The sequence below is a fragment of the Pleomorphomonas sp. PLEO genome (assembly GCF_041320595.1).
GTDB lineage: Bacteria > Pseudomonadota > Alphaproteobacteria > Rhizobiales > Pleomorphomonadaceae > Pleomorphomonas.
Map to the genome: position 1 here is coordinate 2,277,053 of NZ_CP166625.1, position 13,941 is coordinate 2,290,993.

Sequence of the window (13,941 nt, forward strand, 5' to 3'; positions counted from 1 at the left end):
ATCAGATGCCTGACGGTTGCGCCTGCACTCAGGCTATCGCCCGGCGGGCCTCGGTGATGAACTGGCGTATGTTTTGGGCATTGAGGGAAGGGCTGAAGTAGAAGCCCTGGTAGACGGTGCAGCCGTTGGCTTGCAGCCAGTCGATCTGTTCCCTGGTTTCCGTGCCCTCGGCGATGGTCGTGATGCCCAACTCGGCGCTGAGGGAAATGATGGCCTTGACGATCGCCTGCCCCTTGGCGCTGTGCGAAATGTCGCGGACGAAGGATTTGTCGATCTTGAGCTGGTCGAGCGGCAGCTTCTTCAATACCGACAGCGAAGAAAAGCCGGTTCCAAAATCATCGAGCGCCCAGCTGAATCCGAGATGAAGCAGCTCGGTCATCTTGGCGGCAGCCTGGTCGGCATCATCCACAAATATGCTTTCGGTCAGCTCCAGCTTGAGCTTTTTCGGATCGGCGGCGCTGGCGCGGATCGTGGTCTCTATACTCTGAACGAAGTCGGCTCGGCGAAACTGTTCGCAGCTGATGTTGATCGAGACGGTCAAATGCTGGGTGAGTGGATCCTCTGCCCATCTGGCCTGCTGGGCACAGGCCTCGCGCAGAACCCAATCGCTGATGGGGAAGATCAGCCCAGTTTCTTCGGCAAGCGGGATGAAATCGTCCGGCGAAATGGCGCCGCGCGTCGGGTGCGTCCAGCGCAGCAGAGCTTCCACTCCGACGACGTGGCCCGATTGTTCCACCTGTGGCTGGTACTGAAGGAAGAATGCGCCCTGCGCCAGGGCACGGTGAAGATCCCTTTCGAGCGCTTTTCGGCTGGTCAGGTCGATTTGCATCACGGCGAACATGCCGACCAGACACGCCATGGCCGCGATATGATTGGCCCACACGCCATAGAGTCTGAGCTCAGGGGGCGGCAATATGTTCGGGTCGGTGATCCCGATGTCCGTCGATCCGAAGAGGATGTACGCGGCGATGCAAAGAATCGGGATCAGACATCTCCGAACCATGCCGCGATCTTGCGAGATGAAAAATATCCCTACGGCGAGCGGGATGAAATAGACGTGGACCGACCTCGACGTTCCTGCAAATGGCGTGTCGAACAGGCACAAGACCGCCGCGAACACGGGGAGGGTGCCCGATATGAATTTCCCCTCCAAATACAGATCTCTAGTCTTGAATATGAGAAGCTGCGCGGCGACGACGAAAGGTAGGGCGAGGTGAATGAAAGCGAGGTATGTTTTGCCTATCGCGAAGTAGTATATCCCCCAGGTTGTGCCAAGAAATGCCGTAGACAGCGCGCCGATATTAAATACAGCTCGAACTCTCCATTTCGAACTCGCATTTAATCTATTCGGGCTGGAGGGCATGTTTGGTTCGCTAGGATGACTTGGTTTCGTTGCTGGGTGTGCTGAGCACTCGAAGATCAGTGGGAAGGTAGGTTGTTACACCTACGTGCTCGGCTGGGCTGCGTATAGCTTTGCGCTCGAACCGTGTCCATCAAGGCCAATATCAGAATTGGATTATGGCTAACGGGCGCGGAACTGACGCCCCTCACGTCGCGCGTATCTGCGTGCCGCTCAACCCGCTGGTCGTTTGTGAGCGGCAATGCGCCACTTTGCAGGCCGGTTCGGCCTATCTCGCGCTGGTCGACGGCGCGCTTGTCGGCCGGTCGGTCCGTTCGTTCTGGCTCGCCTTGCGCAGTTGGACGCGGGCGAAGCGCTCCACCGCCGCCTGCTGGCAAGGGACGGTGGCGAGGTCGGTGCTGATGACGCGCCGGCCGACCGGCCAGAGCGACAGGTAGGCCATCCTGAAGCATTGAAGGCCCAGAGAGCGGCCACGCACCGTCAGGTAGCAGAAAATGCCGATGACGAGATAGGCGGCGCACAGCGGAAGCCCGAAGGTCAGCATCCACAAGGGATTGAGGAAGAAGCCGAGTACGCTTGCGATGGCTGTTGTGGGCACCGGATCCTGCCCGCCGAGATCGCGGATGTGCACGGCATCCCTGCCGAAGGGAGAGAGGCTGAGCCCAGCCATCTCGATGGCTGCCCGTGCCAGCGGCCGGCCAAAGGTGGTCAGCGAGAAGACAGCGGCGCCGATCAGCCAGAACAGTGCCGTCCAGCCCCCACCCAACGCACACCAAAGCAAACAGCCGGCGAAATGCACGCACGCCCCCACACAGACACCACGCGTCCGCCGCGTAAAATACGTTCTGAACGTTTCCGGCAATAGAGTGAAAACTCTAGGGTGCTAATCCTCGATCGGCGGAGTTTGCGGTTGCGGCTTGGCGACGCCGGTTGACGCCGCTGCCATCGCCGTCTGAAGCTGTTGCGATGAGCGACACTCTATATCCCCCGATCGAACCTTACGAAACCGGGCTTTTGCCGGTTTCCGATGACAATTCCATCTATTGGGAAGTATCCGGCAATCCCGTCGGAAAGCCCGCGCTCTATCTGCACGGCGGGCCGGGCAGCGGCCTTGGCCGGGGCGAGTATCGCCGCCGTTTCGATCCACAGAAATATCGCGTCGTCGGCATCGAACAGAGAGGGTGCGGGCGCAGCCGCCCGCTGGCCAGCGAGGCGGTCAGCGATCTCGCCAGCCATACGACGCAAGCTTTGATCGAAGATATCGAAGCGGTGCGGTGCCATCTTGGTATCGCCGTCTGGCTGGTTGCCGGTGTTTCCTGGGGCGCGACGCTGTCGCTCGCCTATGCCGAGGCGCATCCGGACAAGGTGACCGAACTGGTGCTTGCGGCGGTGACCACCACCAGCCGAGCTGAGGTCGACTGGATCACCGAGGGCGTCGGCCGGTTCTTTCCGGAGGCGTGGCAGCGGTTCGAGCGTGCTTCCGGCCGTCGCCCCGGCGAGCGGGTGGTGGACGCCTATGCGCGCCGCCTGGCGTCGCCCGACATGGAGGATCGCCTGCGGGCGGCCCATGCCTGGAACGACTGGGAAGCCACCCACATTTCCCTCGATCCCAATTGGGTACCGACCGATCAGCGGTTCGACGAGGAGCGAGGATTGGTCTTCGCGACCCTGGTGACCCACTACTGGGCCAACGACGGCTTCCTCAGGAATGGCGCGGAAATCCTGAACCGCCTGCCGTCGATCGAACACATCCCGGCCGTTCTGATCCACGGCCGCCGCGACATCAGCTCACCGGTGATCACGGCCTGGGAACTGCACCGCCGCTGGTCGGCCAGCTGTCTAGTGATCGTGGAGTCCGAGGGGCACGGCGGCCCGCAGTGCTATGGTGAGATGCGATTGGCGCTGGATGGGTTTGCTTGAGGAGCCGCCCATGTGGACGCGGGCGACCCCATGCCAGTGGATCAGGCCTTGTGGACCGAGATCAGGAGCATCATCGGGCGTTCCACCTCCTCCTCGGACAGATCAGGCGCCTCACGCACCTGTTCGGGCGTCGGGCCGAACTCCTCGATCCGGCGGAGCGTAAAGCCTTCTTCGATCAGGGTGTTGAGCGTGGTTGCCATGGTCCGGTGGTACTTGAGCACGTCCTTCACGAACCACTCGGTGTGGCGCTCGCCCTCGATCGAATAGCTGTTGACGGGCCAGGTCTTGCGGCCGTCTTCGTCCGTTATCCAGCGGGGGTGGGCCGGCGCCATGTAGATCGGATGCTCGGTGGTGAACACCAGGTCGCCACCCGCCGCCAGCGCATCATGAATGGTGCGCACCAGGCGCCTGAGGTCCCTGACGTAGTGGAACGCCAGCGAACTGTAGACCAGATCGAACGCCGCCTTAGGCAACTCCAGCGTTTCGAGATCGGCCACGCGATAGTCGATAGCCGGATCGGCGGTGTCCAGGCGGGCGCGGGCGAGCATCTTCTCCGAAATGTCGAAGCCAAGCACCGACACTGCACCTTGCTCGCGCATCCAGCGCGAAGCCCAGCCGAAGCCGCAGCCGAGATCGGCGACGCGTTTGCCGGCCAGCGGCGGCAGCATGGCGCGGACCAGCGGCCACTCGGTGGCGCCTTCCAGGCCGATCACCTGCCGGGGATACTGGGTGTAGCCGGAAAAGAACTCGGGATTGTCGTAGATATTCTGTGCCATTTTCATCTCCTTGGAAAAAGGTGTGACGAGGCACGTGCCCAACGCCAAAAACCTCGTCCGCGAGGGCGAGGCCAGGGTTGGCGATCCACTGGTTCAGCTTGCGTGGTCGACGTCCCGGCAGCCCGCCATGGGGATGCCGGCCAACCGGGAGACAATGTGGGTGTCCTGTTCGACCATGCTCAATTTCTGAGAGAGGCCGGAGGCGAAGTCAAGCGGGTGCCTGGGGCGCAGACGACAAAACGAAGGCGACTCTTGATTGCCTTCTCCCGTCACCATATAATAACTACTATGGTCATATGAGGTTTCAAGATGCGCGAAATTCAGTTGAAAGACGCGAAAGCGAGCTTGTCGGCCGTCGTCGACCAGGCCGTCGCGGGGGAGCCGGCGATCATCACCCGGCATGGCCGCAAAGAGGCTGTTCTCCTGTCATTTGCCGATTATGAGCGGCTGTCGAATGTGCCCTCGTTCGGCCTGCTTCTGGCGTCCTCAGGCCTTGTCTCCGGGGATCTGGAGCGCGACGACACGCCCATGCGGGATTTCGGCGCCTGATGTATCTCGTCGACACCAATGTACTGTCGGATCTCTCCGTTCCGATTCCGCGCCCAGCCCTCGTCGAGTGGCTCGACCGCCACTCGTCGGAGCTTTACCTGTCCGCCATAACAGCGGCCGAAGTCGCGGCGGGAATTGCCAAGCTCCGGCGGCTAGGTTCCACCAGCAAGGCTAGCGGGCTTTCCGCATGGTGGAACGGGGTGGAGCATCTTTACGGCTCTCGAATTCTGCCATTCGGGCTTCGGGAGGCCCGTAAAGCAGGGGAATTCATGGATATGGCGAGGGCGGCGGGGCAGGCACCGGGATTTCCCGATACCGCCATTGCCGCCACGGCGGCGGCAAACAATTTGATCGTGCTCACGCGAAACACGAAGCATTTTTTGGTGTTTCCGGTGAAGCTCATCGACCCGTTTCTGGAGCTGCCGGAGTAGTGTGAGCCGCGGTCTGGCGCCTGACGGGGCTGCCTGCCGGCGTTTGACCTACCAGTGACGCAAGTAGACGTTTGGAAGACAGTACGGGAATGACCGCCAAACCGAAGGCCTTTCTGCTCCACGGTTTCATGGGGACAGGAAAGACAACACTCGCGAAAAAGTTGGAGAGCGAGCACGATGCTGTTCGCTTTACGCACGATGAATGGATGAATGAGCTCTTCGGCGATGATCCTCCCGAGGAGCTTTTCCAGGAATACGCTCGGCGTATATCCACGGTGATGCAAAAGACATGGACACGCTGCCTCGATCTTGGTGTTAATGTTGTCTTGGATTTTGGGTTATGGTCCCGAGCAGAACGAGACAGTATCCGTGCACTTGTGGCTCGCCATGGTGGTGAGCCTATGCTTTGTCATTTGAACTGTACAGATGATGTTGCGTGGCAGCGTATCGACGAACGGAACCGCGCACTAGGTCGCAGCCTATTCATTGCCCAAACACCTTTCGAGTGCTGAAAGCCCGCTTTGAGCCACTCGCCGATGATGAGCCTCGTGTTGAGATAATATCTTCATCGGATACCTGAGTATCCGAAGATCAGGTTTGATCAACCTGATCGAAATGCGGCTCTGCCTCGAATACCCTACCTCCCCACGCCCACCTTCTCCCCTTCCTCCCTCCTCTTCTTCGCCTTCAGGGCCATCGTCGACTCCCTGACGATCAGCTGCGTCGGCAGCACGATCTGTTCGGACGGGGCTTCGAGGCCGGCGATGAGGGCTAGGAGCAGGTTCACCGAGGCGCGGGCCATCTGTTGGAGCGGCTGGCGGATGGTGGTGAGCTGGGGGTGGAGCTGCGCGGCGATGGGGATGTCGTCGAAGCCGATGACGGAGATGTCGCCGGGCACGCTGAGGCCGGCCTCGCGGATGGCGGCGATGGCGCCGTAGGCGGAGGCGTCGTTGGCGGCGAAGATGGCGGTGGGCCGGTCGGTCAGCGCCAGCAGCTTTTGCGCTGCCTCAAAACCGCTCTTGCGCAGGAAGTCGCCGTCCACTTCGAGGTCCGGGTCGTGGGGCAGGCGAGCCTGGGCGAGCACGTCGCGATAGGCGCGGCGGCGATCGCGCGCCGAGGTCAGGCGGTCGTTGCCGGAGATGAAGGCGATGCGGCGATGGCCGAGCTCGATGAGGTGCCGGAGCGCCGAACAGCCGCCCTGGTAGTTGTCGGCGGTGACCGAAGGGAAGGCCGACTCGACGCCCTGTTCGATGGTCACCACGGGAATGTGGGCGGTGGTCATCGATTCCAGATAGTCGGACTCATAGGGCAGGATGACGATGACGCCATCGGCGATCTGGCGCAGCATATCGATGATGGAGCCCGGCGGCCGGCGGTCGCAGACCGGCAGCGAATAGACCAGCATTTCATAGTCGGCGGCGCGCGCTACCGCGCCCATGCCGAGCAACAGGTCGGAGGTGAACGGCGTGTGCAGCTCGGCCACCACGCCGATGATGCGCGTGCGGGCGCCCGTCAGCTTCTGGGCGGCGCGGTTGGCGACGTAGCCCATCTCGTCGGCGATGCGCAGGATGTCCTCGCGCTTTTCGGGCGAGACGCCGGGGCGGTTGTTGATCGCCCGCGAGGCCGTCATCAGGGAGACACCGGCAACCTTGGCGACCTCGGCTAACGTGGGGTACTGTCGCTTCATCATTTGGTCGAATGGTTTCCAGGGCTACAAACTGTTTGTCCGATGCCCCACGGACTGTCAACTGCGCTGGCGGCCATCGTGCCTTGAAAAGGCGCGGAAAACTGCCTGCTGCTGGTAGTACGCGACGAGATGCACAGCCCTAGCAAGAGCCTTGGGGACGGCACCGTCAACAGCCAACAGGTCGTGTTGACGTCGCGTAACGTTAGCGCTAACGTCCGGCTGTCACCCGTTGAGAGCATCGGCTGAAAAGTGGATTCCGGTTTTCGGGGGATCCGATGCGACCATCTGGCTCAACGTGATCCTTGGGAGGAGAAGGTGTCTATGAATTTCGTTTCCAAACTCTCGGCGCTCGCTTGCGGCGTCGCCATGGTCGCAGCCGTGCCGTTTGCGGCGCACGCGGCCGACAAGACCATCACCGAGTGGGATCTTCAGACGACGGCCGGTGCCGTCAAGGTCATCCGCGACGCGGCCGACCGCTTCGAGAAGGCCAATCCCGGCTACAAGGTTGAGGATACCCATATCCTCAACGATGCCTACAAGACCAAGATCAAGATCGCCTTTGGCGCCAACGAGCCGCCGTGCGTGTTCAGCTCCTGGGGCGGCGGGCCGCTGCGCGAGTATGTGAAGTCCGACCAGGTGGTCGATCTCACGCCCTATCTCGACAAGGATCCGGCCTTCAAGGACCGCTTCCTGCCGGCGAGCTTCGGCGCCTCCACCATCGACGGCAAGATCTACGCCCTGCCGGCCGAGAATACCGCCATCGCCGTGGTGTTCTACAACAAGGAACTGTTCGCCAAGTACAACGTGACGCCGCCCAAGACCTGGGACGAGCTGCTCAACGTCATCGAGGTGTTCAAGAAACACGACATCGCCCCCTTCGCGCTCGCCAACAAGAACAAGTGGACGGGCTCGATGTTCTACGGCTACCTCGTCGACCGCATCGGCGGTCCCGAGGCCTTCGCCAAGGCGTCGCAGCGCAAGGACGGCGGTTCGTTCGCCGATCCGGTGTTCGTGGAAGCCGGCAAGCGTCTGCAGGAGCTGGTCAAGGCCGGCGCCTTCCAGAAGGGCTACAACGGCCTCGACTATGACGTCGGTGGCTCGCGTCGTCTGCTGTACACCGACAAGGCGGCCATGGAGCTGATGGGCACCTGGGAAGCCTCGACCATCGGCAACGAGAACCCGGATTTTGCCAAGAAGCTCGGCTTCTTCCAGTTCCCGTCGGTGCCCGGTGGCAAGGGCGACCCGAACGCGCTGCTCGGCACGCTCGGCGACAACTACATCTCCGTGTCCAAGGCTTGCCCGGAGCCGGAGAAGGCTGTCGAGCTGATCAAGACGCTGACCGACGACACGGCCGCTGCCGGCCGCATCGCCGACAATCGCGTCATGCCGCTCAAGAACGTCAAGACCGACAACGCCTTCCTCACCGAAGTCTACTCGCTGGCCGCCAAGGCGCCGAGCGTGCAGCTGTGGTGGGACCAGGAGCTGACGCCGAAGCTGGGCGAGCTGCATAAGGACACCTCTCAGGCGCTGTTCGGCCTCTCCAAGACGCCGGAACAGGTTGCCGAAGAGTTCGAGGCTGCCGCCAAGGCGGAGCTGAAGTAACCTCCTCCCGCGAACAGCCCCGCCGACATTAGCCGGCGGGGCGCTTGAGCTGAGCGCCTGATCTGAAACTCGCTGGGGTGAGGCAGATGGCGATGAATTCGAGACCTGGAGCGGAGCGAACTTGGGGTTCGTGAGCACCGGAAGCGCAGAACTCGAAGTTCAGGCATCCGCCCGAAAAGTTGCAGACTTTTCGAGCCAAGCGGATGCCCAGGATGCCCGCCCCAGTAGAGTTTCTGTTCAGGCGCTGAGGACCGGAGATTTCCCGTGACCGATATATCGACGCGTTCCGCTGGCGGCGGAGCGGGAGGGACGGCTTTGTCTTTAAGAAAACTGGCCCCGGCCATCTTCCTGGCCCCGGCCATTTTGATGCTGGCCGTCTATCTGCTCTATCCGCTGGTCGAAACCTTCCGCCTGTCGTTGCTCGACTGGAACGGCCTCGGCGCCAATGCCAAGTTCGTCGGGCTCGACAACTGGAAGAAGCTCGCCACCGATACGCTGTTCTGGGAAGCCGCCTGGAACAACATCCTGCTCGCCGTGTTCTCGGTGGTGATTCAGATGCCGATCGCCGTGGTGCTGGCGGTGGTGCTGGACAATGCCGGCAAGGGCTCGCGTATCCTCAAGATCCTGTATTTCCTGCCGCTTCTGATGTCGTCGGTCGCCTTGGGCGTGCTGTTCAAATACTTCTACGACGTCAACTTCGGCCCGCTCAACGCGCTGCTCGACTATGTCGGCCTCGGCGCCCTGGCCCAGGACTGGCTCGGCGATACGCGGTTTTCGCTCGGCGCGGTGATCGCTGTGGTCTGCTGGCAGTACATCCCCTTCTACATGGTGCTGTTCATGGCCGGTCTCGCCTCCTTCCCGGCCGAGATCTCGGAAGCCGCCAAGCTCGACGGTGCCACGGAGGCGACCATCTTCTGGAAGATGAAGCTGCCGCACCTCAAGGGCACCATGCGGACCGCCGCGGTGCTCTCGGTCATCGGCGCGCTGCGCTACTTCGACCTGATCTACGTGATGACCGGCGGCGGACCGGAAGGCTCGTCGGAACTGATGGCCACCTACATGTATCGCAACGTCTTTTCCTCGTTCCAGCTCGGCTATGGCAGCACGGTGGCCTCGGGGATGTTCATCGTCGTCATCCTCATCGCGTCGGTGCTGCTGCGCTTTTCCAAACGCTACGAGACGGAGGTCTGACAATGGCATCGTCCCCCGTCACCCGCGCCGCCGGCCGCGTCGCCGTCCCGGTCCTTGGCCTGTTCTGGCTGGCCGTCACCACCGTGCCCTTCCTGTTCATGGTGATGACCACCTTCAAGACGCAGGAAGAGTCCTATTCCAGCTCCGTCTGGGCGCTGCCGGAAAGCTTGAACTTCGTCAACTATCGCGATGTGCTCGCCGGCCCCTTCCTCGCCTACCTCAAGAACTCGGTGATGGTGGTGGTGATCTCGGTCATCCTGATCGTCGTCATCTCGGCCATGGCCGCCTATGCCTTCGCCCGCATCCGCTTCCGCTTCAACGAGGCGCTGTTCGGGCTGATCGTCGCCGGCATGATCGTGCCGATCCACATCACCCTGGTGCCGATCTACCTGATGACGCGCGACATGGGCCTTTACGACAGCCCCTTCGCGCTGGTCGGCCCCTATGTGGCGACGTCGCTGCCGATCTCGGTGTTCATCCTCACCGAGTTCATGCGGCAGATCCCCAAAGAGCTGGAAGAGGCGGCGCGGCTCGACGGCTGCGGTCCCTTCACCATCTTCTTCAAGATCTTCTTCCCGCTGTCGGGGCCGGGGCTTTCGACGATCGCCATCTACAACGCGATCATGCTGTGGAACGAGTTCATCTTCGCCTATGTGCTGACCTCTTCCACCAGCACCCGCACGCTGCCGCTCGCCATCTGGGACTTCCAGGGCCAGTATTCCTCCAACATCCCGGCGATCCTCGCCGTCGTCACCCTCACATCGCTGCCGCTCGTCGTCGCCTATGCCTTCGGGCAGGAGAAGATCGTCAAGGGCATGATGGCCGGCTCCGTCAAGGGCTGAGGCTTCGGAGATCCTTTTCATGACCAGCATCACTCTCTCCGGCGTCAACAAGTCTTTCGGCGCCAACTTCCCCGTCATCAATGGCGTCGATCTCAAGATCGACGAAGGCGAGTTCTGCGTCTTTCTCGGACCATCGGGCTGTGGCAAGTCGACGCTGCTGCGCATGGTGGCCGGCCTTGAGATGGCCTACACCGGTCAGATCCGCATCGGCGACCGGGTGGTCGACAAGGTGGAACCGGCCGACCGGCAGGTCGCCATGGTGTTCCAGAACTACGCGCTCTACCCGCACATGACCGTCTACGAGAACATGGCCTTCGGCCTCCGTCAGGCGAAGACGCCCAAGGACGAGATCGAGCGCCGCGTCCAGGAGGCGGCACGCATCCTGCAGATCGAACCGCTTCTTCAGCGCATGCCCAAGGCGCTGTCCGGCGGCCAGCGCCAACGCGTCGCCATCGGCCGGGCCATCGTCCGCCAGCCCAAAGTGTTCCTGTTCGACGAGCCGCTTTCCAACCTCGACGCCGCCTTGCGCGTCCACATGCGCTCGGAAATTGCCACGCTGCACCGCAACTTCCCGGCGGCGTCGATGATCTACGTGACGCACGACCAGACGGAAGCCATGGCGCTGGCCGACAAGATCGTGCTGCTGCATGCCGGAAAAGACATGCTGAAGCACGGCTCGATCGCCCAGGTCGGCAAGCCGCTCGACCTTTATCACCGGCCGCGCAACCTGTTCGTCGCCGGCTTCCTGGGGTCGCCGACCATGAACTTCCTGCCGGCGACCTTCGTTGCCCAGGAGCAGGGCGGCGCTCGCGTGGCGCTTAAGGGCGGCGAGGAAATCCTGGTGCCGGTCGATGGCTCCAAGCTCGCCGCCGGCGCGCCGGTCACCCTTGGCGTCCGGCCGGAACATCTTGCCCCGGTGCCGGCGCCGGCCGCTCAGACGCTGACGCGCAAGGTGTCGGCGGTGGAGCATTTCGGCGAATACAGCTTCGTCTACCTCGACAGCGGCACCCCGGCGCCGATGATCGCCAAGGTGCCGGGCGATGGCGGCGTCAAGGCGGGCGATAGCGCCAGCTATCTGGCGCCCATCGATTGCTGCCACCTGTTCGATGCCGACGGCATCGCGCTCACCCATCTCACCAGCCTTTGATCCTTCCCGATCTTCAGCAGGACGGCCGAACGGCCGCAAAGAGCCCATCATGACCTTTGTCTACAAAGACCCCAGCAAGCCGATCGCCGATCGCGTCGCCGACCTCCTGGCGCGCATGACCATCGAAGAGAAGATCGCCCAGATGCACGCGATGTGGCTGGTGCTCGACGAGCACGGCAAGCATCGCCCGCGCACCGAGGACGCCTTCATCGGTCAGTCCGACGAGACGACGCTGAACGACATGCTCAAGAAGGGCCTCGGGCAGATCACCCGGCCGCTCGGCACCCGCTCGATCGATCCGGCCGAAGGCGTTCGGGCCTTGAACAGCCTGCAGAAATTCCTGGTCGAGGAGACCCGCCTCGGCATTCCGGCGATCAGCCATGAAGAATGCCTCTCCGGCATGATGGCGCGCGGCGCCACGCTGTTTCCGTCCTCGCTCGCCTATGGCGCCACCTGGAACCCCGAGCTGATCGAACAGGTCGGCAAGGTCATCGGCGAGGAAGTACGCTCGCTCGGCGGCCATCAGGGCCTCGCGCCGGTGCTCGACGTCGCCCGCGACGCCCGCTGGGGTCGCACCGAGGAAACCTTCGGCGAAGATCCCTATCTGGTTGGCGTCATGGCCACTCGCTATGTGCGCGGCATGCAGGGACCGAAGCGCGATTTCCTGGCCACCCTCAAGCATTACGCCGGCCATTCCTTCTCGGAAGGTGGCCGCAACCACGCGCCGATCCATCTTGGCTGGCGCGAACTCAACGACATTTTCCTGCTGCCGTTCGAAATGGCGGTGAAAGAGGCCAACGCGGGGTCGGTGATGCCGGCCTATCATGACATCGACAACGAGCCGAGCCATGCCAGCAAGCACCTTCTGACCAAGGTGCTGCGCGAGGACTGGGGCTTTGATGGCCTGATCGTCGCCGACTATATCGGCGTCAGCCTGCTCTATCAGCACCATGGCATTGCCTCCAACCAAGCCGAGGCGGCGGCGCTGTCGTTCAACGCCGGCCTCGATCAGGAGCTGCCGGGCGAGGATTGCGCCACCCATCTGCGCGAAGCGCTCGACCGTGGTCTGATCACGGTGGAGAAGATCGACGAGATCGTGGCCCGCGTGCTGACCGAGAAGTTCCGTCTCGGCCTGTTCGAAAAGCCCTATACGGATGACAAGGCGATCCGGCTGAAGAGCCCGGAGGCGATCGCTCTCGCCCGCAAGGTGGCCGAGCAGTCGGTGACCATTGTCGACAACAACGGCATCCTGCCGCTCGATCCCAAGAAGAAGATCGCGCTGATCGGCCCGTCGGCCGACGATCCGCTGGCGCTGCTCGGCGACTATTCCTTCCCGGTGCACCTGATCCTGTCGGACTCCAACGAGAGCGCCGCCACGGTGGTAACGCCGCGCGCCGCCTTCCAGGCCGCCGCCGGCAACGCCAACCTGATCTATGCCCGTGGCTGCAACATCCTCGACGAGCGCAAGTCCGGCGCGCCGGTGTTCCCCGGCGATGTCGATGACTCCTCGGTGGTCACCCAGGTGTCTAACGTCTCCACGCGCACCGACATGATCGCCGACGCCGTCGCTGCGGCCAAGGCGGCCGATGTCGCCATCGTCTGCGTCGGTGACCTCTCGGGCATCTTCCAGACCGGTACCGTCGGCGAGGGCTCGGACGCCGATACGCTGGAGCTGCCGGGCGTGCAGCAGCAGCTGCTCGCGGCGGTGGTTGCCACCGGTACGCCGGTGGTGGTGGTGCTGTCGGCCGGTCGCCAGTACAATCTCGGCGGCTTGGAAGACAAGCTGGCCGCCCAGGTGTGGACCTTCTTCGCCGGCCAGGAAGGCGGCAACGCGCTGTTCGATGTGCTCAACGGCAAGGTGGAGCCGTCGGGTCGCCTGACGCTGTCGGTGCCGCGCAACGTCGGCGCCTCGCCTTACTTCTACAATCACAAGCTCAAGAGCTCGGGCACGCCGATCGCTCGCCACTTCGGCAGCCAGTATCCGTTCGGCCACGGCCTCAGCTACACCACCTTCGCCTTCGAGGATATCAAGCTGGCATCCGACAAGGTGGACGTGGAGACGGGCGAGATCGCCGTCAGCTTCAAGGTGAAGAACACCGGAGGCCGCAAGGGCGTCGCCGTGCCGCAGCTCTACATCCGCGACGTGCTCGCCTCGGTGGTGCGGCCGGTCAAGGAGCTGAAGGCGTTCGGCCGCGTCGAGCTTCAGCCGGGCGAGACCAAGACCGTCACCTTCACCGTGCCGGTCGACATGCTCTGCTTCACCGGCCCCGAGGGCTACCGCATCGTCGAGCCGGGCGAACACGAGTTGCAGCTCGGCGCCTCCAGCGCCGACATCCGCCTGAAAACCAAGGTGGAAGTCACCGGCAAGACGCGCAAGCTGCCGAAGAAGTGGCGCATGGAGAGCACCTGCGCCGTCGCGTAATAGTACGACAAAAA

General features: G+C 62.8%; 14 protein-coding genes. 10 read left to right on the plus strand and 4 right to left on the minus strand.

Features of this window, described 5'->3' with window-relative positions; genetic code table 11:
- Positions 1 to 28: 28 nt before the first annotated feature.
- On the minus strand, positions 29 to 1,120 hold the full coding sequence (locus AB6N07_RS10575; protein ID WP_370677764.1) for a putative bifunctional diguanylate cyclase/phosphodiesterase: 1,092 nt from the start codon (positions 1,118 to 1,120) through the stop codon (positions 29 to 31).
- 508 nt (positions 1,121 to 1,628) lie between these two features.
- Entirely contained in the window at positions 1,629 to 2,159 is a 531-nt protein-coding gene (locus tag AB6N07_RS10580) for a YccF domain-containing protein (RefSeq protein WP_370677765.1), read from the minus strand.
- A 167-nt stretch (positions 2,160 to 2,326) separates the two neighbouring features.
- On the opposite strand from AB6N07_RS10580, the gene pip reads away from it, so the two are divergent.
- The gene (gene pip / locus AB6N07_RS10585; protein ID WP_370677766.1) at positions 2,327 to 3,280 is read left to right on the plus strand and encodes a prolyl aminopeptidase; all 954 of its coding nucleotides are present in this window, start codon (positions 2,327 to 2,329) and stop codon (positions 3,278 to 3,280) included.
- 41 nt (positions 3,281 to 3,321) lie between these two features.
- Here the strand turns inward: pip and AB6N07_RS10590 are convergent, their stop codons facing one another.
- The gene (locus tag AB6N07_RS10590) at positions 3,322 to 4,056 is read right to left on the minus strand and encodes a class I SAM-dependent methyltransferase (RefSeq protein WP_370677767.1); all 735 of its coding nucleotides are present in this window, start codon (positions 4,054 to 4,056) and stop codon (positions 3,322 to 3,324) included.
- Positions 4,057 to 4,078: 22 nt separating this feature from the next.
- On the opposite strand from AB6N07_RS10590, the gene AB6N07_RS10595 reads away from it, so the two are divergent.
- The 4 genes from AB6N07_RS10595 to AB6N07_RS10610 all read left to right on the plus strand — a co-directional run bounded on the left by AB6N07_RS10595 (position 4,079) and on the right by AB6N07_RS10610 (position 5,548).
- On the plus strand, positions 4,079 to 4,246 hold the full coding sequence (locus AB6N07_RS10595; protein WP_370677768.1) for a hypothetical protein: 168 nt from the start codon (positions 4,079 to 4,081) through the stop codon (positions 4,244 to 4,246).
- A 119-nt stretch (positions 4,247 to 4,365) separates the two neighbouring features.
- Positions 4,366 to 4,605 (plus strand): type II toxin-antitoxin system Phd/YefM family antitoxin, encoded by a 240-nt coding sequence (locus AB6N07_RS10600; protein WP_370677769.1) that lies wholly within the window; start codon positions 4,366 to 4,368, stop codon positions 4,603 to 4,605.
- Positions 4,605 to 5,036 carry a PIN domain-containing protein gene (locus AB6N07_RS10605; protein WP_370677770.1) on the plus strand — a complete coding sequence of 144 codons (432 nt, stop codon included), beginning with the start codon at positions 4,605 to 4,607 and terminating at the stop codon, positions 5,034 to 5,036. Before AB6N07_RS10600 ends, AB6N07_RS10605 begins: the two co-directional genes overlap by 1 nt.
- 89 nt (positions 5,037 to 5,125) lie before the next feature.
- Positions 5,126 to 5,548 (plus strand): AAA family ATPase, encoded by a 423-nt coding sequence (locus AB6N07_RS10610; RefSeq protein WP_370677771.1) that lies wholly within the window; start codon positions 5,126 to 5,128, stop codon positions 5,546 to 5,548.
- Between the two features lie 125 nt (positions 5,549 to 5,673).
- Here the strand turns inward: AB6N07_RS10610 and AB6N07_RS10615 are convergent, their stop codons facing one another.
- Positions 5,674 to 6,726, minus strand: a complete 1,053-nt coding sequence (locus AB6N07_RS10615; protein ID WP_370677772.1) for a LacI family DNA-binding transcriptional regulator — start codon at positions 6,724 to 6,726, stop codon at positions 5,674 to 5,676.
- A 318-nt stretch (positions 6,727 to 7,044) separates the two neighbouring features.
- On the opposite strand from AB6N07_RS10615, the gene AB6N07_RS10620 reads away from it, so the two are divergent.
- From AB6N07_RS10620 to AB6N07_RS10640, 5 genes are all read left to right on the plus strand, one after another.
- Positions 7,045 to 8,325: an extracellular solute-binding protein gene (locus AB6N07_RS10620; RefSeq protein ID WP_370677773.1), complete on the plus strand. Its 1,281-nt coding sequence runs from the start codon at positions 7,045 to 7,047 to the stop codon at positions 8,323 to 8,325.
- 315 nt (positions 8,326 to 8,640) lie between these two features.
- The gene (locus AB6N07_RS10625) at positions 8,641 to 9,516 is read left to right on the plus strand and encodes a carbohydrate ABC transporter permease (protein WP_370677774.1); all 876 of its coding nucleotides are present in this window, start codon (positions 8,641 to 8,643) and stop codon (positions 9,514 to 9,516) included.
- 2 nt (positions 9,517 to 9,518) lie between these two features.
- Positions 9,519 to 10,358: a carbohydrate ABC transporter permease gene (locus AB6N07_RS10630; protein ID WP_370677775.1), complete on the plus strand. Its 840-nt coding sequence runs from the start codon at positions 9,519 to 9,521 to the stop codon at positions 10,356 to 10,358.
- Positions 10,359 to 10,377: 19 nt separating this feature from the next.
- Entirely contained in the window at positions 10,378 to 11,505 is a 1,128-nt protein-coding gene (locus tag AB6N07_RS10635) for an ABC transporter ATP-binding protein (RefSeq protein WP_370677776.1), read from the plus strand.
- Positions 11,506 to 11,554: 49 nt separating this feature from the next.
- Positions 11,555 to 13,927, plus strand: coding sequence for a glycoside hydrolase family 3 N-terminal domain-containing protein (locus AB6N07_RS10640; protein ID WP_370677777.1), 2,373 nt, complete (start codon positions 11,555 to 11,557; stop codon positions 13,925 to 13,927).
- The last annotated feature ends 14 nt before the right edge of the window (positions 13,928 to 13,941 follow it).

Coding starts and splice junctions, on each gene's coding strand:
- AB6N07_RS10635 (WP_370677776.1), top strand. CDS start 10,378: ATGACCAGCATCACTCTCTCCGGCGTCAACAAGTCTTTCGGCGCCAAC.
- AB6N07_RS10590 (WP_370677767.1), bottom strand. CDS start 4,056: ATGGCACAGAATATCTACGACAATCCCGAGTTCTTTTCCGGCTACACC.
- AB6N07_RS10610 (WP_370677771.1), top strand. CDS start 5,126: ATGACCGCCAAACCGAAGGCCTTTCTGCTCCACGGTTTCATGGGGACA.
- AB6N07_RS10600 (WP_370677769.1), top strand. CDS start 4,366: ATGCGCGAAATTCAGTTGAAAGACGCGAAAGCGAGCTTGTCGGCCGTC.
- AB6N07_RS10615 (WP_370677772.1), bottom strand. CDS start 6,726: ATGATGAAGCGACAGTACCCCACGTTAGCCGAGGTCGCCAAGGTTGCC.
- AB6N07_RS10605 (WP_370677770.1), top strand. CDS start 4,605: ATGTATCTCGTCGACACCAATGTACTGTCGGATCTCTCCGTTCCGATT.
- AB6N07_RS10640 (WP_370677777.1), top strand. CDS start 11,555: ATGACCTTTGTCTACAAAGACCCCAGCAAGCCGATCGCCGATCGCGTC.
- pip (WP_370677766.1), top strand. CDS start 2,327: ATGAGCGACACTCTATATCCCCCGATCGAACCTTACGAAACCGGGCTT.
- AB6N07_RS10620 (WP_370677773.1), top strand. CDS start 7,045: ATGAATTTCGTTTCCAAACTCTCGGCGCTCGCTTGCGGCGTCGCCATG.
- AB6N07_RS10630 (WP_370677775.1), top strand. CDS start 9,519: ATGGCATCGTCCCCCGTCACCCGCGCCGCCGGCCGCGTCGCCGTCCCG.